The organism is Streptomyces sp. NPDC001832 (assembly GCF_040297265.1).
Lineage (GTDB): Bacteria > Actinomycetota > Actinomycetes > Streptomycetales > Streptomycetaceae > Streptomyces.
In genome coordinates this window covers 1-19,711 of sequence record NZ_JBEOYU010000029.1, presented here as the reverse complement: position 1 = coordinate 19,711, position 19,711 = coordinate 1, and the positions used below count along the sequence as shown (strand labels likewise).

Sequence of the window (19,711 nt, the reverse complement as noted above, 5' to 3'; positions counted from 1 at the left end):
TGACGGCGGCGGCGGGTTCGTGGGGCCCTATCGACCCACGGCCCCCTGTCCGCGCCGGGTCAGCCAGAGCACTCCGGCCGCACCGGTCAGCAGCACCGTGCCGCCGAGCGTGCCGAGCGCCACGGCCGAGTCGAGCGGACCGGTCTTCGGCAACTGCCCGCCGTCGTCCGGGGTGCTCTGCGCGTTGCCCGCGGCCGTCACATCGAGCTGGAGCGACGGCCCCGGGTGGTTGGAGGGAGTGCAGGTCGTGGTCGTACCCAGCGCCTTGATGGTCAGCACACCGGCGGTGAAGTCGACCTTGCCCTTCTTCTTCGGGGTGTACGTACCCGACAACTCATTGATCTTGATGGGGGTGTTGGCGGGAATGGCCACGGAGTTCGGCGCGCCGGAGACCTTGACCTGGCCCGAGTCCGCGCCCCCCACCTCGATGACCGCGCTGGGGCTCATCGCGCCCTTGCCCAGTTCGACGGGGCTGGACGAGACGCCCTTCTGGAAGGACATCGTGAGCTTGTAGCCGCCGCCGCTCTTGACACTCTTGATGTCGATGGGGGACACGGCGCTCTTGTCCCCGATCGGGGTCTTGCACTGGTAGTCGACGTCCACGACCGTGGCGTGGGCGGCGGGCGCGGCCATCAGCACCACCGTGCCCGCCAGCGCGGACGCCAGCGCGAGAGCTGTTCGCTTCTGGTAGGACACCTGAGTTCCCCTCATGCCGGAAGTCGCCGCGCGCCGTCTCTCACCGACGCAAGTTACTGACGACACATCAGATTGGGCGCTCAAGGTACGCCTGGGGCCTTGTGGAGGGAAGACAAAAAGCGCGCCGATCCGGCGCGCTCTTCAAAGGTACAAATGCGGAGCCATGCGCCCCGTGTCCCGAACCCTAAGGGCTGTCCCGAAATCCGTGGCGGGCGCGCGACGGCTTACGGGACAACCCTTAGGCGGGGGCGGCCAGTTCCGCCCAGACGGTTTTACCTGCTCGGCCCGCCACCCTCAAGACGCCCCAATCCAGGCAGAGCCGCTGCACGATGAACATGCCATGCCCGCCGGGTCGGCCGGCCCGGTGCGGGGTGCGCGGCGCGGGCTGTCCCACACCGCCGTCGACGACCTCCACCCGCAGCACCTTCGCCGTGCACGCGATACGCAGTTCGTCGGGACCGCCCGCATGCAGACAGGCGTTGGTGACCAGCTCGGAGACGACCAGCAGGACGTCCTCGGCAGCGGCCCGTCCGTCGGCGCTCGTCGCGGGGAGCCAGCCCCAGTCGTGAAGCGCCTGGCGGGCGAAGTCCCGGGCCGTCGGCACGATGCCGCCGACTCCCCGCAGCGACAACCTGCGCCACTGCCACTCGGCCGGCTCGGAGGAGGCCGCACCGGCGCCCGGGTCGGCGTGTGCGCCCACACCGGCGTCCTCCGGCTCGCGGCCGAGGTCGCCCGGCGGATGCTGCCGGGTGGTGCTCATCAGCGCTTCACCTCACCGATTCACCGTGTCGCCATTGAACAGTTACAAGTACAGATACAGAGCGCGTGGGCCGCCCACGACTCCACCGGGTCTCTCCTGCCCGGCGGAGTCGTGACAACACCCGCTTCATCTACGCGGATCGCGTGACGAGGGCAACACGTGGGCCCCCGGGGCGCGAAACGCGCCAAGATCAGGTGTCCAGGGCCGCTTCGAGGGACTCATGGACGGTGAAGACCGCCTCGGCCCCGGTGATCTCGAAGACCCGCGCCACCACCGGCAGCATTCCGGCCAAATGGACCCCTCCCCCAGCCGCCTCCGCCTTGAGACGGGCACCGAGCAACACATTGAGCCCGGTGGAATCACAGAATTCGAGTCGCGAGCAGTCGACCACCAGGCGTACCCGCCCTTGCTCGACCGCGCTCTCCAGGGGTTCCCGCAGCAGATCCGCCGTGTGGTGATCCAGCTCACCCACCGGCGTCACGACCTCGCTGCACCCCTCGGCGCGGGCCTCGACCTGAAGCCGACCCCGATTCGCACTGCCGACCGTCCCGCGGTCCATGCCCGTCCCTCTTCGCCGTCGTCACTGTCTGCGTCTCAGCGTGCGCAGATTCGCTGTAGCCGTCGCTGACGTTCTTGGAACAGTACGCGTTCCGTACGCCACGTGGTACCCGAAGACCTCCACAAACCGGACATATGACCACAATTAGAGCTTGTAACTACCCATCCAAACCGGGTAAGGGTAGGGGGACACCCAAAACACGGTCGGCTTTGGAGGCGCCGCTTCACCGCAGGAAACACGTATGGGCATCGGCAGCCATATGCCGAGAACGATGGAGGCGATCATGTCACCCCGGCTCGACGGACCGCGTACCCACGACGCGACGTCAGCATGTCCTCAGGGACTGACCCACTCAGACTCCCCCACCGCGAACGCCGGATATGGCACGCGCAACATCAGTACCAGCAGCACCGCCGTAGACAGCGTCGACTTCCACGGCGTCACCGAGGGTCTCGACGGACTTCCCGAGATCCCGCCCTACGACGAAGTGGGGCCGCTGGACGCCAGGGCCCTGTCGAAGACGCTCTTCGAGCGGCTCGAATCCCTCGAAGAGGGCACCCACGAGTACTCGTACGTCCGTAATACGCTCGTCGAACTGAACCTGGCCCTGGTCAAGTTCGCCGCCTCACGGTTCCGCTCCCGCAGCGAACCGATGGAGGACATCATCCAGGTCGGCACCATCGGCCTGATCAAGGCGATCGACCGCTTCGAGCTCAGCCGTGGCGTGGAGTTCCCGACGTTCGCGATGCCGACCATCGTCGGTGAGATCAAGCGCTTCTTTCGCGACACCAGTTGGTCGGTGCGCGTACCGCGCCGACTGCAGGAGCTGCGGCTCGACCTGGCCAAAGTGGGCGACGAGCTCGCCCAGAAGCTGGATCGTTCGCCCACCGTGGGCGAGCTCGCCGACCGTCTCGGCATCACCAACGACGAGGTCGTCGAGGGCATGGCCGCGAGCAACGCGTACACCGCGAGCTCGCTGGACGCCAAGCCCGAGGAGGGCGAGCACGAAAGCGCGCTGGCGGACCGTATCGGCTACGAGGACCACGGACTCGAAGGCATCGAGTACGTCGAGTCCCTGAAGCCGCTGATCGCCTCACTGCCTGGCCGCGACCGCACCATCCTCTCGCTCCGGTTCGTCGCCAATATGACGCAGTCGGAGATCGGTGAGGAGCTGGGCATCTCCCAGATGCATGTGTCTCGGCTGCTCTCCCGCACGCTGGTCAAGCTCCGGAAGGGCCTGACGCTGGAGGAGTGAACGGGCACAGCGCGTGCCCGCGGCAACGACCTCCCCATCGCGAGGAAGGTCATGACACCCGCATGGCGCACCGAGAGCCCCCTTGCGGAAGGACCTGCCTGGCAAAGGGCGGGTCCTTCCGCATGTCTGACGCGGCGTCATGGGCGCCTTGTCGTGGACGCCGGTCTGTGCCGGCCGCGCTCAGACGACGCGCTTGCCGCGCTGCCAGACCGCGTGGGCCAGTGGGACACCCGGCCGGTAGGCGAGGTGGACATGGCTGGGTGCGTCGAGGAGGACCAGATCGGCGCGGGCGCCGGGGGCGATCCGGCCGATGTCCGTACGGCGCAGGGCCGCCGCACCGCCCGCAGTGGCGGACCAGAGGGCTTCGTCCGGGGTCATGCCCATGTCGCGTACGGCCAGGGCGACGCAGAAGGGCATGGAGGACGTGAACGACGAGCCCGGGTTGCAGTCGGTGGAGAGTGCGACGGTGACACCCGCGTCGAGGATGCGGCGGGCGTCCGGCCAGGTGGCCCGGGTGGAGAACTCGGCACCGGGGAGCAGGGTGGCGACGGTGTTGCCCTGGGCCAGGGCGTCGATGTCCGCATCGGTGAGGTGGGTGCAGTGGTCGGCGGACGCGGCGTCGAGCTCGACGGCGAGCTGGACGCCTGGGCCGTGGCCGAGCTGGTTGGCGTGGACGCGGGGGTGCAGGCCCTTGGCCCGGCCGGCGGTGAGGATGGCGCGGGCCTGGTCGCCGTCGAAGGCGCCCTTCTCGCAGAAGACGTCGACCCAACGCGCGTACGGGGCGCAGGCGTCGAGCATCGCTCCGGTGACCAGGGCGACGTAGCCGGCCGGGTCGTCGGTGTAGTCCGGGGAGACGATGTGGGCGCCGAGGTAGGTGACCTCATCGGTGTGCTGAGCCGCGATGCGCAGGGCACGGGCCTCGTCCTCGACGGTGAGGCCGTAGCCGGACTTGGTCTCGAATGTGGTGGTGCCCTGGCGCAGCGCCTCGGCGAGGTAGCGGGCGACGTTGGCGGAGAGTTCGTCGTCGGTGGCGGCGCGGGTGGCGGCGACCGTGGTCCTGATGCCGCCCGCGCTGTAGGGCCGTCCGGACATCCGGGCGTTGAACTCCTCGGTGCGGTCGCCCGCGAACAGGAGGTGGGAGTGGGAGTCGACGAAGCCGGGAATCGCCGCCCGGCCGCCCGCGTCGACGGCGTTGTCAGTGGCGGGTGCTTTGCTTGACTCACCGGTCCAGACGACCTGGTCGTCCTCGATGACGACGGCCGCGTCCAGGATCAGGCCCAGGGGGGAACCGTCACTGAGGGAGGGGTCGTTGGTGACCAGACTGGCGATGTTGGTGATGGCGGTCGTCGTCATCGGGGGACTGCTCTCCTTGCGAGGGTCCGGGCTCAGCCGTGCAGGACGGCGATGGCCGAGGCGAGTGCTGCGGGGACGTCCTCGACGAGCGTGTGCTGCCCGTCGCGGACGATGTGCCGGCCTGCCACGACCGTATGGCGCACATCGGCCGCGGAGGCGGCGAAGACGACTGCTTCGGCAGCCAGTCGGGGCACCGGTCCCGCTGTTCTGACGGAGTCCAGGGCGACGGTGGTGAAGTCGGCGAGCGCGCCCGGTTCCAGGGTGCCCGCGTCGGACCGGCCGAGGGCGGCGTGCCCGTCGACGGTGGCGGCACGCAGCAGTGTGGCCGCCGTCCAGTGGCCCCGGGTACGGGTGCGCAGACGCTCGTTGAGCTCCATCGCGCGGGCCTCTTCGAAGAGGTCGATCACGGCGTGGCTGTCGCTCCCGAGGGAGAGCGGCGAGCCGGCGCGCTGCAGGGCGACGGCGGGTCCGATGCCGTCGGCGAGGTCGCGTTCGGTCGTGGGGCACATGCAGGTGCCGGTGGCCGAGACGCCGAGCAGCGCGATGTCCTCATTGCTGAGGTGGGTGTTGTGGATGCCGGTGGTGCGCGGGCCGAGGACCCCGTGGTCGGCGAGGAGCCGGGTGGGGGAACAGCCGTGGGCGGCCTGGCAGGCGTCGTTCTCCGCGGTCTGTTCGGAGAGGTGGACATGGAGGGGCGCCTGCCGCTCCTCGGCCCACTTGGCCACGGTCGCGAACTGCCCGGCGGGCACGGCGCGTACGGAGTGCACGGCCGCGCCGATCAGGGCGTGGTCGCTGCCCTTGAGCAGGGAGGCGCGTTCGGCCCAGGCGTCCGCGGTGGTGTCGGAGAAGCGCAGTTGGTGCTGGTCGGGCTCCCGGTACCGGCCGGCTCGCTGACCGAATCCGGCGGCGAGATAGGCCGTGTCCAGCAGAGTGATCCGGATCCCGGCCGCGTCGGCGGCGGCGATCAGCGCCTCGCCCATCGCGTTCGGGTTGCTGTACGGGGTGCCGCCCGGCGCGTGGTGCAGATAGTGGAATTCGCCGACCGCGGTGATGCCGGCCAGGGCCATTTCGGCATACACGGCACGGGCGAGGTCGTAGTACGAATCGGGGGTGAGCCGGGAGGCGACCTGGTACATGGTCTCGCGCCACGTCCAGAAGGTGCCGGAGCCGACCTGGACGGTGGAGCGCAGGGCGCGGTGGAAGGCGTGCGAGTGGGTGTTGGCGAGCCCGGGAAGGGTGAGCCCGCGCAGCACGGTGGCGCCCGGCGGCGGGTTGGCGACGCCGGTGCGGATGCCTGTGACGATCCCGCCGGACACGTCCAGGGCGACGCCCGGCTCGACATGGGTGCCGAGCCAGGCGTGGGACAACCAGTACGTCACGGCGACGGGCCGGCCCGTCGGTTCCGTTGTCAGCTGCACGCGAGACCTTCCAGTACATCGGCGAGAGCGATCACCCCGGCCACGCAGTCGTCCTCGGCGGCGTGCTCGGCCGGCGAGTGCGAGATCCCGGTGGGGTTCCGTACGAACAGCATGGCGGTAGGGACCGAAGCGGACAAAATGCCCGCGTCGTGTCCGGCGCCGGTGCCGAGGACGGGTACGGCGCGGTCGGTGTCGCCCCGGCCCCTCAGGATCTTGCCGAGCTCGTCGCGCAGGGCGTGCTCGAACTCCACTACGGGCGTGAAGGACTCCCGTACGACATCGAGATCGATGCCCGCACGCTCGGCGTACTCCCGGGCGGCCCGCTCGATGCCCATGACGACGGCGTCGAGGGTGTCCTGGTCGGCGGCGCGCGAATCGAGCCAGCCACGGACGAGGGAGGGGATGGCGTTGACCCCGTTCGGCTCGACGCTGATCTTGCCGAAGGTGGCGACGGCTCCGGCGAGCTCCGCCTCGCGGCGGGCGGCCAGCACGGTCTCGGCGTACGTAAGCATCGGGTCGCGCCGGTCGACCAGCCGGGTGGTCCCCGCGTGGTTGGCCTCGCCCCGGAAGTCGAACCGCCAGCGGCCGTGCGGCCAGATCGCGGAGGCGATACCGACCGGGTCGCCAGTGAGGTCGAGGGAGCGCCCCTGCTCGACATGGAGCTCGACGAACGCACCGATACGGGCGAGCCGTCCGGGGTCCGGGCCGATGGCGTCGGGGTCGTACCCGGCCGCCTCCATGGCCTGCGGCAGGGTAATGCCGTCACCGTCGCGGAGCCGGTGTGCCGCCTCGACGGTCAGCTGTCCGGCGGCGAGCCGGGAGCCCACACAGGCGAGCCCGAACCGGGCCCCCTCCTCGTCGCCGAAGTTGGTGATGGCGAGCGGCCGGGTGAACTCGGCTCCTCTGCGGCGGAGTTCATCGAGCGCGGCGAAGGAGGAGATCACACCGAGCGGACCGTCGAAGGCACCGCCGTCCGGTACGGAGTCGAGATGCGATCCGGTTACTACGGCGTCCCCCGCGAGGGGGTCGCCGAGCCAGGCCCATTGATTGCCGTTCCGGTCGACCTCGTAGGTGAGCCCGCGTGCCTCGGCCTGCGCGCGGAACCAGGCACGGCAGTCGGCATCGGCCCCGGTCCAGGCGTACCGCCGGTACCCACCGCTCTCGGGGTGGCGTCCGATGGGGGCAAGTTCCTTCCACATGGCCTGGAAGGACGGCTGCCCGGCCCCTCTCGGTCCCTGCGGACCATGGGAGAGGGAGGGCGCCGGGGAACCCTCGGCGCCCACGGAACCACTTCCGCCCGTCAGGCTCACTGCTCCTCCGTCATGGGAACCCGCACGCCCTTGTCCGCGGCAACGGACTCCGCGATGTCGTACCCCGCGTCGACGTGCCGGATGACCCCCATTCCCGGGTCGTTCGTCAGCACTCGGCGGATCTTCTCGCCGGCCAGCTTCGTACCGTCGGCGACGGTCACCTGCCCGGCATGGATGGAGCGCCCCATGCCGACGCCGCCGCCGTGGTGGATGGAGACCCAGGAGGCCCCCGACGCCACATTGACCATGGCGTTCAGCAGCGGCCAGTCGGCGATCGCGTCGGACCCGTCGAGCATCGCCTCGGTCTCGCGGTATGGGGACGCCACCGACCCGCAGTCCAGGTGGTCGCGGCCGATCACCAGCGGTGCGGCCAGCTCGCCGGAGGCCACCATGTCGTTGAAACGCTCACCGGCACGGTCGCGCTCGCCGTAGCCGAGCCAGCAGATCCGGGCGGGCAGCCCCTGGAAGTGGACGCGCTCGCCGGCCATCTTGATCCACCGGTGCAGCGACTCGTTCTCCGGGAAGAGTTCGAGCATCGCCTTGTCGGTCTTGTGGATGTCCGACGCCTCGCCGGACAGCGCGGCCCAGCGGAACGGGCCCTTGCCCTCGCAGAACAGCGGCCGGATGTACGCGGGGACGAATCCGGGGAAGTCGAATGCCCGGTCGTAGCCCGCGAGCTGGGCCTCGCCGCGGATCGAGTTGCCGTAGTCGAAGACCTCGGCGCCGGCGTCCATGAAGCCTACCATCGCCTCCACGTGCCTGGCCATCGACTCCCGCGCGCGCTGGGTGAAGTCGGCGGGCTTCTCGGCGGCGTACGAGGCCATGTCGTCGAAGTCGACGCCGAGCGGGAGGTACGAAAGCGGGTCGTGCGCGCTGGTCTGGTCGGTGACGATGTCGATCGGTGCGCCCTCGGCGAGCATTCGGGGCAGCAGCTCCGCCGCGTTGCCGAGCAGCCCGATGGAGAGAGGCTTGCGCGCGTCGCGCGCTTCGGTGGCGAGCTGGAGCGCGTGCTCCAGGGAGTCGGCGCGCACATCCAGGTAGCGGTGCTCAATGCGGCGCTCGATGGCGCGCGGGTCGCAGTCGATACAGATCGCGACGCCGTCGTTCATGGTCACGGCGAGCGGCTGGGCGCCGCCCATGCCGCCGAGCCCGGCGGTCAGGGTGATCGTGCCGGCCAACGTCCCGTTGAACTTCTTGGCGGCGACGGCGGCGAACGTCTCGTACGTGCCCTGCAGGATGCCCTGCGTGCCGATGTAGATCCACGACCCGGCCGTCATCTGGCCGTACATGGTGAGTCCGAGCGCCTCCAGACGGCGGAACTCCTCCCAGTTCGCCCAGTCGCCCACCAGGTTGGAGTTGGCGATCAGGACCCGCGGCGCCCACTCGTGCGTCTGCATGACGCCGACCGGGCGCCCGGACTGGACGAGCATCGTCTCGTCCTGCTTGAGCGTCCGCAGCGTGCGCACCATCGCGTCGAACGAACGCCAGTCGCGGGCCGCCTTGCCCGTGCCGCCGTAGACGACGAGCTTGTCGGGGTGTTCGGCGACCTCGGGGTCGAGGTTGTTCTGCAGCATGCGGAGGGCGGCTTCCTGCTGCCATCCCAGGGCGCTCAGTTCGGTACCGCGCGGCGCCCGTACGGGGCGGGGTCCTGACATGGCAATGCCTCCTCGCGACTGTGTTGCTTCTATTCACATCCTGCTTCTCTGAATACTTGTAGTCAACAGGCGCGCACGAAAGACCTGCCTTGAAGACGGGATGCGACACCGAACGCGGACAGAACATGACAGGGGCGGCAGCGGGTCCGACCGTTTCCGATCGCCTTCCGCATGTACCAATGGAAAATGCCAGAACTCCCACCTGGGGCGGGCACGTTGCGTAGCCTCTGGGGCACAGCCGCACGTCAGGTCGGGAGGGAGTCCGCATGCCCGGAATCGACGAGTGCCTGCTCGATGTCATGAGGCTGCCCGGTGCCCGCGGCGCCGCGGTGGTCGACTGGACGAGCGGTCTCGCCCTAGGCGCCATCGGCGACTCGCCCAACGGCGATCACGAGGCGACCGCCGCCGAGACGGCCGAGGTGGCGCGCATGGCGGTGGAGCAGCCCGTGTTCGCCCTCTCCGTCCCGGAACTCTTGGCAGGCCCGGACGGGAACGACGTTACCTCGACGGGCACCGCGCCACCGGTGGAAGACGTCATCGTCACCACCCGCGCCGGCTACCACATCATCCGATTCGTCGAGACGGCCTTCGACAGCAGCGTCTTCCTGCATCTGTGGCTCGACCGCTCCGACGGCAACCTGGCGCTGGCCCGTATAAGGCTGGGCGAGATGGCGGAGCGACTGGTCCTGGCATGAGAACCACCGCGCCCGAGAGAACACCTCCCGCGAGAACCTCACCCGAGAGACCCTTCCCCGTGAGAGCAGCCTCCGCCCTCTCCCCCATGCTCCAGCGTCTCGCCGCCGAGCACGCCACCGGCGCCCTGATGCGCGACCGCGGCACGCTCTACCTCGCCGACGGACAGGTCGTGCACGCCGAGAGTCCCGCGACACCAGGCCTCGACATCCTGCTCACCGCGAACGGCGCCCTGCACCGCGACGGCTGGTGGGACGCGGTCGCCCAGGCGGGCGCCGGGCAGCGGGTCGGCCGCTACCTGGTGGACAGCGGACGGATACCCGGCGGCGCACTGGAGCTCTGCCACTTGAGTGCGCTGTACGACGCCGCCTTCTTCGCCCTCTCCTCCACCCGGACCCCGGCCCGGTTCCGTTACGGGGTTTCGCACTGGATCGGCCCCGTGCACTCCGTCCCCGTCGATGCCGTGCAGCGCGAGACGCTCCGGCGCTGGGAGCTGTTGGACCGGATCTGGCCCGACGCGGTAACCGACACCGCCCCGCTCGCCCGGGCGGCCCATCCCGTCGACGCCCCTGTCCCGTCGCGCCGGCGCCGCGTACTCGACGTGGTGGACGGAGTACGTACGGCATCCGACATCGCCCAGCACCTGGGCCGCTCGGCGTTCCACATCCTCGTCGACCTTCGGCGGCTCACGGCCGCTGGACTGGTCGAAGCGGTTCGGCAGACGGCGGCCCCGTCCGCCTCCGCGCCCGGCCGGATCACGCTTCCCGAGGTCACGGCCGACCCCGAGGTCGCCCTGCTGCGCCGGCTCAGAGACGCATTGGAGGCCCTGTGATACGCGCGCTCAGACAGCGTGCCGGGAGGAGACATCTGATGGTTCCCGAGGCCGAAGTCCAGGACGTCCTGGACGAACTCCAGCGGTTACGGGCCCGGGTGCCGCTCCTCGCGGGCGCGCTGGCAGCCAGCACCGACGGCCTCGTCCTGGCGCAGGACACCCCGGGAGTCGAGGCGGAGGGCGTCGCCGCACTGACCGCGGCCGCGCTCGGCGTCGCGATACGGATGGCGGAGGCGACCGGCCGGGGAGGCTTCCGTGAACTTCTCGTACGGGGCGAGACCGGCTACATCGCGACGTACGCCGCAGGCTCCTCGGCCCTCCTCACACTGCTGGCCGAGGACCGGATCAACGTCGGCCGGCTCCACCTGGAAGGCCGCCGGGCGAGCACCCGGATCGGCGAACTGGTCGACGCCGCACTGAAACGCACCGCACAACCCGCGCCGGCACCGCATGCCCCGCGCCCACGGACCCCAGCCCCCGGCCCGCTCCCGCACCGCACGTAGCACCAGTCGCACCGCACCAGGAACGCCAGAAGACGGAGCCGGTCACCTCGGCCGGCAAGGAAAGGAAACGAGCACTCATGGCGAACACCGAAGCGTCACTGAAGGAAGCGATGACGTCCATCGAGGGCACCCTTGGTGTCGCCCTCGTCGACTACACCAGCGGAATGGCGCTGGGCACCCTCGGCGGCGGCAAGGACTTCAACCTGGAGGTCGCGGCCGCGGGCAACACCGATGTCGTACGCGCCAAACTCCGCACCATGGAGCACCTCGGCCTCCAGGACGAGATCGAGGACATCCTGATCACGCTCGGCACCCAGTACCACATGATCCGGCTGCTCAAGTCCCGCGGCAGCAACGGCCTGTTCCTTTACCTGGTGCTGGACTCGGGCCGCGCCAACCTGGCGATGGCCCGCCACCAGCTGAAGCGGATCGAGGCCGAGCTGGAGGTCTGACCCGGCGGCCTCAGCGCCGACGCCGCGCCCCGCCGGGCGCGGCGTCACCCGCCATCGGCCCAGTCGTCCGATACCCCTTCACCCGCTTGCCCGCGGGCCGTCCACGCTCCACCCAGTCGGTCCGCACCCAGTACAGGGTGTCGTCCCGGCGCTCACGCTGCCCGATCCTGACAGCCTTGATCCAGAGCCCGGCCCCCGCGCCCGCGAGCACCATCCCACCGGCCGCGGGCAGCAGCAACGCGCTCGCCACCGCTCCAAGGAACGCCCCGAGCAGCCACCACCGATTCCCGCGTCGCCGGTTGCGTACGGTCACGGCCCGGTCCTGGAGAAAGTCGGACCGCCCGGCGCGGGTGGCGCCACTGGCCAGTCCGGCGTACCGCCGACCGCGTGCGAGCGCCACCACGGCGGCGGTGATCAGGAACAGCGCCGCTCCGGCCAGCAGCCCGATCTTCAGTCCAGTGAGCCCCGGCACAAATGCGCCGAGCGCCGCGGCGAGCAGCCCCAACCACCACAGCGGTGCGGCTCCGGCCCGTACGATCACGGCCACCCTCGCCAACGACTGCGCTCCGCGCCCCACGTCCGTACCTCTCTTTGCAGCTCCTGTCGATCCTTCTGGGCCTGGAGATTAGTCGCCGCAAATGAGCGATGTCTGAGAATCGCCGAGGCCGGTGGGGGGGCTCCCCAACGGGCCGTCGCCGCCACCCGTCACTCGGCGAACAGCCCCCGCGCCACCGCTCGCGCGTCGAACTCCTCCAACCGCGCCTGCGCATCGGGCAGGTCGTCGCACATCGCCTCCAGCAGCACCCGGCCCAGCAGCATGGGCGCACACGCCGTGTCGAAGGCGAGCCCGGTGCCGACGGCGGCCGGGATCAGCAGATCACTGTATTTGGCGACGGGCGCGAAAGCGGAGTCCGCGACCGCCACCACGGTCAGCCCCTGCTGCTGCGCATACGCGAGAGCGTCCACGACCTCCTTCGGATGCCGGGGCAGCGCAAAGCAGATCAGCGCTGTGGCGCCCGCCCGCCGCGCGGCGTCGATCCGGTCGTGCAGCATGCTGCCGCCCTCGTCGAGCACCCGGACATCGGGGTGGACCTTGGCCGCGAAGTACCCGAACCCGCGCGCCTGCGAGGAGGCGGCGCGCAGCCCGAGCACCGGCAGCGGGCGCGACGCGGCGAGCAGCCGCCCCGCCCGCTCGACCGGAGCGGGGTCGGCGAGGAGTTCGGCGAGGTGCTGCAGGTTCTCGATCTCGGCGCGGACGGCCTGCTGGTACTCGTTGTAGGTATCGGCGGCGGTACCCGCACCTCCCTCGACCGGTCCGGGCGCGACCTCCCGCAGATGCCTGCGCAGCGCCGGATATCCGTCGAACCCGAGCGCGACGGCGAACCGGGTGACGGACGGCTGGCTGACCCCGGCGAGCTCGGCGAGTTCCACACTCGACAGGAACGGGACGTCCCCGGCCCTGCGCACCATCGAGTGCGCGATCCGCCGCTGCGTGGGCGTGAGCCTGTGCCCCTCGAAGAGCTGCTGCAACCGCGCGGCCGGACTGCTCCCGCTCATGCTGTCCCCCTAATGCTGGTGCTGGTGGTGGTGAGATCGGTGTTCCACAGGTCCGTGCAGCGGTCGAGCAGCTCCCCTGCCGCCGCCTTCACATCATCGGTGAGCGGCCGGTCCGTGAACTCCCCTTCAAGGAGCGAATCGGCCAGCTCGAACGCCCGCCCGACCGGCAGGCCGGGATCGGGCCGCAGATCGCGCAGCCGCAACGCCCTTACGGCGGAGACGAGTTCACAGGCGACGACCTGCCGGTAGGCGCCGCACACGCGCAGCGTCTGGCGGGCCGCCAGCGAGGCGAAACTCGCCTGCTCCTCCACGCCCCGGGACAGTACGGCGTGGCCGAGCGAGGCGGGCGCGGCGAACGCCCGCAGATCGCCGAGGGCGGCTCCGGCCGCGTACTCCAGGATCATCACGCCCGAGGAGGCGGGTTCACCGTCGGCGAGAAAGGGCCTCAGCCGGGTGAAGGACGGCTCGTTGAGCGCCGAGAGCCGGGAGGTCGAGAGCCGCGCGACCTGCACGACAGCGAGCCTGAAGTGGTCAAGCGCCAGGGCGAGTTGGGCCATGTAGAAACCGCCGTGGTGGTAGGCGGCGGGACTGTCGTTGAGGCCGGCGTCCGGGCAGATCAGCGGGTTCTCGGCGGCCGCGTTGATCTCGATGGCGAGGACCTGTTCGAGCGCGTCGGCGGCGTCCTGCGCGGGCCCGTGGATCTGCGGCAGACAGCGGAAGCCGTACGAGTCCTGAATCCGGCCGAGCGGGGGCCCCGGGCGGTCTGGGGCACCGAGCAACTGCCGCATCCGCGCCGCGACCCGGTAAGAGCCGGGGTGCGGACGGGCGGCGTGGACCGGTTCGGCGTACGCCTCGTACGAACCGTCGACCGCGAGCAGCGAGAGCGCGGCGACCACCTCGGTGGCGGTGACGAGCCGGCGCAGCTCGTCGAGCGCGAGGGCGGCTTGACCGAGGGTGAGGGCGTTGCTGCTGATCAGGGCGAGGGCGTCGTTGTTGTCGAGCGGCTGGGGTTCGGGGGCGGCGCCGGGCCCCTGCCAGGGGTGTTCCCCGGCGAGCGCGAGCCCGGCCTGGGCGAGGGCGGCGATGTCCCCGGTGCCGACCGAGCCGAACTCATTGATCACCGGGTGTGCCCCCGCCTCCAGCGCCTCACAGAGCGCGGTGACGACGGTGGGCCGCAGTCCGGCGCCGCCGGCGAGCAGCTGATTGGCACGCACGGCGAGCATCGCGCGGACCTCGCGGGCGGGCAGCGGTTCGCCGATGGCCCCGGCGTGGCTGCGCAGCAACCGCAGCCCGTGGTCGGCGGCGGCCTCGGTCGGGACCTCCTCGTTGCGATTGGCGCCGACCCCGGTGGATCGCCCGTACACCCGCCCGGTCGCGGCGAGCTCCCGGGCGGCCACCCACGACCGGTCGACCCGCTTCATCGCCTCGGCGTCGGGCACGGGCCGGGCGGCGCCGCGGGCAATCCGGACGACATCGGCGACGGGGACTGCCTCTCCGTCGAGCTCGACGATGGTGACGGCGTGGTCCGCGACCCACCCACCGAAGGGCGAGGAGTCCATCATGCGGGACGACATCATGCGCAATCACTCCTCATCCGGACACCCGGTCCTGCCTTTCGGGATTCTGTCACCAGTGTTTTACCCCGAGGCATTGACAACCTATTCAGTCAACAAGAACTCTGCATGACTATATGCAGCCGGGGCAAGGGACGACCGATGATCAAATTCGACGCAGTGAACAAGCGCTTCCCGAACGGCACGACGGCAGTTCATGAGCTCAGCCTCACCATGCCGGAGGGCGGCATCACGGTCCTGGTCGGTTCGTCCGGCTGCGGCAAGACCACCACTCTCCGGATGATCAACCGGATGGTCGATCCGAGCTCCGGCACGATCACGCTCGGCGGCCGGAACATCCTCGAAGCGGACGCCGCCGAGCTCCGGCGGGGCATCGGTTACGTCATCCAGCAGGCGGGACTCTTTCCGCACCGCACGATCCTCGACAACATCGCCACGGTCCCGCTGCTGCTGGGCCACGGACGCAAGCGCGCCCGGGCCCGCGCTGCCGAGCTGCTGGAGACGGTCGGGCTTCCGGCCGACGCCGCCAAGCGCTACCCGCACCAGCTCTCCGGAGGCCAGCAGCAGCGCGTCGGCGTGGCCCGCGCGCTCGCCGCCGATCCTCCGGTCCTGCTGATGGACGAGCCGTTCGGCGCGGTCGACCCCGTCGTGCGGACCCAGCTCCAGGACGAGCTGCTCCGCCTCCAGCAGGAGCTGAGCAAGACCATCGTCTTCGTCACCCATGACATCGACGAGGCGGTACGGCTCGGCGACCGGATCGCCGTCTTCCGTACCGGCGGCCATCTCGTGCAGTGCGCACCGCCCGCCGAACTCCTCGCCCGCCCGGCCGACGACTTCGTCGCCGACTTCCTGGGAGCCGAACGCGGCCTGAAACTGCTCTCGTTGAGCACGCTCGCGGACCTCCCCCGGCAACCGGCGACAACGGTGCGGGCCGACGAAACCGCCCCCGCCGGGCGCACCGACTGGCAACTGGTCGTCTCCGCCAAGGGCGAACCCCTCGGCTGGCTCGACCCGGCAGCCACCGGGCCGGGCCGGGCGGGGGACGCCGCGCTCCTCCCCGTACGACCGCTGCGCGACACGGACTCGCTGCTCTCCGCGCTGAACGAATCGGTCACCTCACCGGCCGGACTGATAGCCAGGATCGACGACGCCGGCGTCCTGACCGGGGTCACCGCACGCGAGGCCGTGCACGCCCGGGCGGGCGCCGCCCACTCCGCAGCGGCCGAGCCCCCTCGGCCCGCGACGGTCCCGGCCGGAAAGGGCAGCGCATGACCATCGACTGGTCGTGGATGTCCGACCACGCGAGCGACCTCACCACCCTGACCGTCTCCCACCTGCAGGCCGCCCTGACCGCCGTACTCCTCGGCCTGCTGATCTCGCTCCCGCTGGCCGTCCTAGCCCACCGGGTGCGCCCCCTGCGCGGCTTCCTCCTGGGGCTGTCGAACATCCTCTTCACCATCCCGTCCATCGCGGTCTTCGTACTCCTGCTGCCGGTCTCAGGCCTCACCCGCACCACCACGGTGATCGGCCTGACCGTCTACACACTTGTCGTCCTCCTCCGCAACACGGTCGAGGGCCTCGACTCCGTCCCGGCGCGCACCCGTGAGGCCGCCAAAGCGATGGGGACCCGCCCCCTGCGCATCCTGTTCACCATCGAGCTCCCCCTCGCCCTCCCCGTGATCATGGCGGGCGTACGGATCGCCACGGTCATGTCGATCTCGCTGGTCAGCGTGGCCACGTACATCGGCGACGGCGGTCTCGGCCAGCTCTTCACCGACGGGTTCCAGCGCAACTTCCCCACCCCGGTGATCGTCGGCATCGCCCTGACCCTGCTGCTCGCACTGGTCGCGGACGCCCTGCTGGTCGCCGTGCAGTACGCGCTCACCCCCTGGAAGCGAAAGAGGGCCTGACATGTACGAACTCTTCGCGGACCTCGGCACCTGGCTGACCGGTGCCGAGCAGTGGCAGGGCCCGGACGGCATCGCCCACCGCCTCACCGAGCATCTCCAGTACTCGCTCCTCGCCACGCTGATCGCGACGGTGATCGCCCTCCCGATCGGTCTGCTCATCGGCCACACGGGGCGCGGCGCCTTCCTCGCCATCAACCTCTCGTCGTTCGGCCGGGCGCTGCCCACGGTCGGTCTGGTGGTGCTCGTCTTCCTGGCCAGCGGGCTGTCGATGACCCCGGTGTACGTTGCATTGGTCGCGCTCGCCGTCCCGTCGATCGTCACCAACACCTACGCCGGCATGACCGCCGTCGACCCGGAGGTCAAGGACGCCGCCCGTGGCCAGGGCATGCGCGGCCACCAGATCCTGTGGCAGGTGGAACTCCCCCTCGCCCTTCCCCTGATCATGACCGGCCTGCGCCTGGCCCTGATCCAGGTCGTCGCCACCGCCACGGTCGCCGCGTACGTCAGTTTCGGCGGCCTCGGCCGGTACGTCTTCGACGGCCTGGCCCAGCGCGACCTCGTCCAGGTACTGGGCGGCGCGGTCCTGGTGGCGGTCGTGGCCGTCCTCCTGGACCTGGCCCTGTCCGGGCTGCAGCGCATCCTCTTCCGTCACCGCACCGCCTGAGGAGACCACCCATGACCCGCACTCCCCGCAGCACCACCCGCCGCTCCCTGCTGGGCGGCCTCCTCGCCGCGGCCGCAGTCCCCGCGCTCGCTGCCTGCAGCAGTGGCATCACCTCGCTGGACGGCCAGGGCGGCGGTGGCACCGGCGGCGGCTCCAGCGCCGGCGGCGTCACCATCGGCACGGCCAACTTCACCGAGAACCAGGTGCTCGGTTACCTGTACGCCGAAGCCCTGCAGGCCGCCGGAGTGAAGACAAAGGTCCGCGCCAACCTGGGCACCCGCGAGATCCTCATCCCCGCCCTCGAGGGCGGCGACATCGATCTGCTCCCCGAGTACCAGGGCGCCCTGCTGCACTACCTCGACCCGAAGGCGAAGGCCACCGAGGAGGGCGAGATGCAGAACGCCCTGGCCATCGCCCTCCCCAAGGGCCTCCAGATCCTTCCGTACGGCATGGCGGAGGACTCGGACGCATTCGTCGTCACATCGGACACCGCCAGGAAATACGGCCTGACCTCCCTCGCCGACCTGGCGAAGCAGAACGGCAAGCTGGTCATCGGCGCGGCCCCCGAGGTGAAGAAGCGGACGGTCGGGGCGGTCGGCCTGAAGGACGTGTACGGAGTCGAGTTCAAGGAGTTCAAGTCGCTGGACTCCTCCGGCCCGCTGGTCAAGGGAGCGCTGAAGAAGGGCGATGTCGACGTCGCCAACCTCTTCACCACCGACACGGACATCACCGCCGAGGGCTGGGTGGTCCTCACCGACCCCAAGAACCTGATCCCCGGCCAGCACGTGGTCCCCCTGATCGCGGACCGCGCGGCGGACTCCACGGTCCGCAGGGCACTGGCCCGCCTGGGCGCCACCCTCACGACAAAGGACCTCACGGAGCTGAACCGTCTGGTGGACGAGGACAGGAAGGACCCAAAGGACGTGGCGCACGGCTGGGCCGCGGCACACGGCCTGGCAGAAGAGTAAAAGAACACGGCCTGGCAGAAGAGCTAAGAGAACAAGGAGCAATCCCCGATGGCCGACTCCCTCGTCGAGCGCCGCTCGATCGACGTCGTACCGGACGATGAACGGCACGGCACCGCGTTCTCCCAGTTCACCCTCTGGCTCGGAGCGAACCTCCAGATCACCGCGGTGGTCAGTGGCGCACTCGCGGTGATCTTCGGCGGCGGCGCCTTCTGGTCCCTGATCGGCCTGCTGGTGGGCAATCTGCTCGGCGGAGCGGTGATGTCGCTGCACTCGGCGCAGGGCCCCAGGCTGGGCCTGCCCCAGATGATCTCCAGCCGGGCACAGTTCGGGGTGCGGGGCGCGGTCGTGCCGCTGCTCCTGGTCGTCGTGATGTACGTCGGTTTCTTCGCCAGCGGCACCGTGCTGGCCGGCCAGTCGGTCGGCGAGCTCACCCACCTCGGGCAGACCCCCGGCATCCTCGTCTTCGCCGCGATCACCGCACTGATGGCGGTGATCGGCTACCGGGTCGTCCACGTCCTCGGCCGGGTCGCCAGTGTGGTCTGCGCGCTGGCCTTCATCTATCTCGGCATCCGGTTGCTGGACCGGATCGATCTCGGCGCCGCACTCGCCGACCGCGCCTTCGACCTGCCGATGTTCCTGCTCGCGGTGTCGATCGCGGCGTCCTGGCAGCTGGCGTTCGGGCCATACGTCGCCGATTACTCGCGCTATCTGCCGCGCCGTACGAGCTCCCGCGCCACCTTCTGGTGGACACTGGCCGGCACGACGCTCGGCTCCCAGTGGTCCATGGCCTTCGGCGTGCTGGTCGCGGCATCCGCGGGCGAGGCGTTCCTCGACGACCAGGTCAGCTACGTCGTCTCACTGGGCGGCACCGGGCTGATCGCCTCACTGCTCTACTTCGTGATCGCACTCGGCAAGCTGACCATCAACGTGCTGAACACCTACGGCGGTTTCATGTCGATGGTGACCGGAATCAGCGGCTTCCGCGGGCAGCGGGCGCTGTCGCAGCGCGGCCGCTCCGCCTACATCGCCGTGATCATGATCGCGGGCACGGCAGTCGCCCTGCTCGGCAAGGACACCTTCCTCGCCTCGTTCAAGGACTTTCTGCTGTTCCTGCTGACCTTCTTCACCCCGTGGTCGGCGATCAACCTCGTCGACTACTACCTGATATCGCGCGAGCGCTACGACATTCCGGCCCTGTCCGACCCGGACGGCCGCTACGGCGCCTGGCGCTGGGACGCACTGACGGTCTACGCAGTCGGCATCGTCGCCCAGCTCCCCTTCCTGGCGACGACCTTCTACACCGGCCCGCTGGTGGAGCCGCTGGGCGGCGCGGACATCTCCTGGATGGTCGGCCTGCTCGTACCGGCCCTGCTGTACTGGCTGCTCGCCCGCCGCGACACCTCCCACGTCCCGGCGGCCACGATCATGCCGACGGACCGGGTGCCGGCGGCCTGAGAGCCTGTCGGGTGACCTCCGACCGGGCGGAGGTCACCCCACCCAGGGGGGTGCCCCCCGCCGCGGCGGGGCCCCCGGCCCGCAGCGGGGGGTCCAG

At 70.3% G+C, this 19,711-nt stretch carries 20 protein-coding genes; 10 read left to right on the top strand and 10 right to left on the bottom strand.

The features are described from left to right. Positions 1-27: 27 nt before the first annotated feature. The 3 genes from ABT115_RS21555 to ABT115_RS21545 form a co-directional block, all read right to left on the bottom strand. A complete protein-coding gene (locus tag ABT115_RS21555; protein ID WP_351792311.1) occupies positions 28-696 on the bottom strand; it encodes a peptidase in 669 nt (222 codons plus the stop codon). A gap of 238 nt (positions 697-934) precedes the next feature. Continuing rightward, positions 935-1,456, bottom strand: coding sequence for an ATP-binding protein (locus ABT115_RS21550; protein WP_351792192.1), 522 nt, complete (start codon positions 1,454-1,456; stop codon positions 935-937). Positions 1,457-1,646: 190 nt separating this feature from the next. Continuing rightward, a complete protein-coding gene (locus tag ABT115_RS21545; RefSeq protein ID WP_351792189.1) occupies positions 1,647-2,015 on the bottom strand; it encodes an STAS domain-containing protein in 369 nt (122 codons plus the stop codon). 283 nt (positions 2,016-2,298) lie between these two features. On the opposite strand from ABT115_RS21545, the gene ABT115_RS21540 reads away from it, so the two are divergent. Beyond that, a complete protein-coding gene (locus ABT115_RS21540) occupies positions 2,299-3,270 on the top strand; it encodes an RNA polymerase sigma factor SigF (protein ID WP_351792308.1) in 972 nt (323 codons plus the stop codon). 180 nt (positions 3,271-3,450) lie between these two features. Here the strand turns inward: ABT115_RS21540 and hutI are convergent, their stop codons facing one another. The 4 genes from hutI to hutU form a co-directional block, all read right to left on the bottom strand. Then, positions 3,451-4,623 carry an imidazolonepropionase gene (gene hutI / locus ABT115_RS21535; protein WP_351792187.1) on the bottom strand — a complete coding sequence of 391 codons (1,173 nt, stop codon included), beginning with the start codon at positions 4,621-4,623 and terminating at the stop codon, positions 3,451-3,453. Between the two features lie 32 nt (positions 4,624-4,655). Further along, positions 4,656-6,041, bottom strand: coding sequence for a formimidoylglutamate deiminase (locus tag ABT115_RS21530; protein ID WP_351792184.1), 1,386 nt, complete (start codon positions 6,039-6,041; stop codon positions 4,656-4,658). Then, positions 6,032-7,240, bottom strand: coding sequence for an allantoate amidohydrolase (locus tag ABT115_RS21525; protein WP_351792305.1), 1,209 nt, complete (start codon positions 7,238-7,240; stop codon positions 6,032-6,034). Before ABT115_RS21525 ends, ABT115_RS21530 begins: the two co-directional genes overlap by 10 nt. Positions 7,241-7,347: 107 nt before the next feature. Further along, complete coding sequence (hutU, locus tag ABT115_RS21520) at positions 7,348-9,006, bottom strand: urocanate hydratase (RefSeq protein WP_351792181.1); 1,659 nt, start codon at positions 9,004-9,006, stop codon at positions 7,348-7,350. 266 nt (positions 9,007-9,272) lie between these two features. Here hutU and ABT115_RS21515 point away from each other — a divergent pair, with 266 nt between their 5' ends. The 4 genes from ABT115_RS21515 to ABT115_RS21500 all read left to right on the top strand — a co-directional run bounded on the left by ABT115_RS21515 (position 9,273) and on the right by ABT115_RS21500 (position 11,486). Beyond that, positions 9,273-9,701 (top strand): hypothetical protein, encoded by a 429-nt coding sequence (locus ABT115_RS21515; protein ID WP_351792178.1) that lies wholly within the window; start codon positions 9,273-9,275, stop codon positions 9,699-9,701. An 86-nt stretch (positions 9,702-9,787) separates the two neighbouring features. Then, positions 9,788-10,531: a transcriptional regulator gene (locus ABT115_RS21510; protein WP_351792302.1), complete on the top strand. Its 744-nt coding sequence runs from the start codon at positions 9,788-9,790 to the stop codon at positions 10,529-10,531. Positions 10,532-10,569: 38 nt separating this feature from the next. Continuing rightward, positions 10,570-11,034 (top strand): roadblock/LC7 domain-containing protein, encoded by a 465-nt coding sequence (locus tag ABT115_RS21505; RefSeq protein WP_351792175.1) that lies wholly within the window; start codon positions 10,570-10,572, stop codon positions 11,032-11,034. A 77-nt stretch (positions 11,035-11,111) separates the two neighbouring features. After that, on the top strand, positions 11,112-11,486 hold the full coding sequence (locus ABT115_RS21500) for a hypothetical protein (RefSeq protein WP_351792172.1): 375 nt from the start codon (positions 11,112-11,114) through the stop codon (positions 11,484-11,486). Positions 11,487-11,496: 10 nt separating this feature from the next. Here ABT115_RS21500 and ABT115_RS21495 read toward each other — a convergent pair whose 3' ends face one another. The 3 genes from ABT115_RS21495 to ABT115_RS21485 form a co-directional block, all read right to left on the bottom strand. Continuing rightward, the gene (locus ABT115_RS21495; protein WP_351792169.1) at positions 11,497-12,063 is read right to left on the bottom strand and encodes a hypothetical protein; all 567 of its coding nucleotides are present in this window, start codon (positions 12,061-12,063) and stop codon (positions 11,497-11,499) included. A gap of 128 nt (positions 12,064-12,191) precedes the next feature. Continuing rightward, positions 12,192-13,043: a MurR/RpiR family transcriptional regulator gene (locus ABT115_RS21490; RefSeq protein ID WP_351792166.1), complete on the bottom strand. Its 852-nt coding sequence runs from the start codon at positions 13,041-13,043 to the stop codon at positions 12,192-12,194. Beyond that, entirely contained in the window at positions 13,040-14,602 is a 1,563-nt protein-coding gene (locus ABT115_RS21485) for an aromatic amino acid ammonia-lyase (protein ID WP_502969141.1), read from the bottom strand. Before ABT115_RS21485 ends, ABT115_RS21490 begins: the two co-directional genes overlap by 4 nt. 156 nt (positions 14,603-14,758) lie before the next feature. Here ABT115_RS21485 and ABT115_RS21480 point away from each other — a divergent pair, with 156 nt between their 5' ends. Genes ABT115_RS21480 through ABT115_RS21460 form a run of 5 tightly spaced genes read left to right on the top strand, consistent with a single transcriptional unit; the run spans position 14,759 to position 19,614 of the window. Then, positions 14,759-15,889, top strand: a complete 1,131-nt coding sequence (locus ABT115_RS21480; RefSeq protein WP_351792163.1) for an ABC transporter ATP-binding protein — start codon at positions 14,759-14,761, stop codon at positions 15,887-15,889. Then, a complete protein-coding gene (locus tag ABT115_RS21475; RefSeq protein WP_351792160.1) occupies positions 15,886-16,527 on the top strand; it encodes an ABC transporter permease in 642 nt (213 codons plus the stop codon). Before ABT115_RS21480 ends, ABT115_RS21475 begins: the two co-directional genes overlap by 4 nt. A 1-nt stretch (position 16,528) precedes the next feature. Next, positions 16,529-17,191 carry an ABC transporter permease gene (locus ABT115_RS21470; protein WP_351792157.1) on the top strand — a complete coding sequence of 221 codons (663 nt, stop codon included), beginning with the start codon at positions 16,529-16,531 and terminating at the stop codon, positions 17,189-17,191. Between the two features lie 11 nt (positions 17,192-17,202). Beyond that, positions 17,203-18,159 (top strand): ABC transporter substrate-binding protein, encoded by a 957-nt coding sequence (locus ABT115_RS21465; protein ID WP_351792154.1) that lies wholly within the window; start codon positions 17,203-17,205, stop codon positions 18,157-18,159. Positions 18,160-18,207: 48 nt separating this feature from the next. Further along, positions 18,208-19,614, top strand: coding sequence for a purine-cytosine permease family protein (locus tag ABT115_RS21460; protein WP_351792151.1), 1,407 nt, complete (start codon positions 18,208-18,210; stop codon positions 19,612-19,614). The last annotated feature ends 97 nt before the right edge of the window (positions 19,615-19,711 follow it).

Coding starts and splice junctions, on each gene's coding strand:
- ABT115_RS21550 (WP_351792192.1), bottom strand. CDS start 1,456: ATGAGCACCACCCGGCAGCATCCGCCGGGCGACCTCGGCCGCGAGCCG.
- ABT115_RS21545 (WP_351792189.1), bottom strand. CDS start 2,015: ATGGACCGCGGGACGGTCGGCAGTGCGAATCGGGGTCGGCTTCAGGTC.
- ABT115_RS21540 (WP_351792308.1), top strand. CDS start 2,299: ATGTCACCCCGGCTCGACGGACCGCGTACCCACGACGCGACGTCAGCA.
- hutI (WP_351792187.1), bottom strand. CDS start 4,623: ATGACGACGACCGCCATCACCAACATCGCCAGTCTGGTCACCAACGAC.
- ABT115_RS21525 (WP_351792305.1), bottom strand. CDS start 7,240: ATGTGGAAGGAACTTGCCCCCATCGGACGCCACCCCGAGAGCGGTGGG.
- hutU (WP_351792181.1), bottom strand. CDS start 9,006: ATGTCAGGACCCCGCCCCGTACGGGCGCCGCGCGGTACCGAACTGAGC.
- ABT115_RS21515 (WP_351792178.1), top strand. CDS start 9,273: ATGCCCGGAATCGACGAGTGCCTGCTCGATGTCATGAGGCTGCCCGGT.
- ABT115_RS21510 (WP_351792302.1), top strand. CDS start 9,788: ATGCTCCAGCGTCTCGCCGCCGAGCACGCCACCGGCGCCCTGATGCGC.
- ABT115_RS21505 (WP_351792175.1), top strand. CDS start 10,570: ATGGTTCCCGAGGCCGAAGTCCAGGACGTCCTGGACGAACTCCAGCGG.
- ABT115_RS21500 (WP_351792172.1), top strand. CDS start 11,112: ATGGCGAACACCGAAGCGTCACTGAAGGAAGCGATGACGTCCATCGAG.
- ABT115_RS21490 (WP_351792166.1), bottom strand. CDS start 13,043: ATGAGCGGGAGCAGTCCGGCCGCGCGGTTGCAGCAGCTCTTCGAGGGG.
- ABT115_RS21485 (WP_502969141.1), bottom strand. CDS start 14,602: ATGGACTCCTCGCCCTTCGGTGGGTGGGTCGCGGACCACGCCGTCACC.
- ABT115_RS21480 (WP_351792163.1), top strand. CDS start 14,759: ATGATCAAATTCGACGCAGTGAACAAGCGCTTCCCGAACGGCACGACG.
- ABT115_RS21475 (WP_351792160.1), top strand. CDS start 15,886: ATGACCATCGACTGGTCGTGGATGTCCGACCACGCGAGCGACCTCACC.
- ABT115_RS21470 (WP_351792157.1), top strand. CDS start 16,529: ATGTACGAACTCTTCGCGGACCTCGGCACCTGGCTGACCGGTGCCGAG.
- ABT115_RS21465 (WP_351792154.1), top strand. CDS start 17,203: ATGACCCGCACTCCCCGCAGCACCACCCGCCGCTCCCTGCTGGGCGGC.
- ABT115_RS21460 (WP_351792151.1), top strand. CDS start 18,208: ATGGCCGACTCCCTCGTCGAGCGCCGCTCGATCGACGTCGTACCGGAC.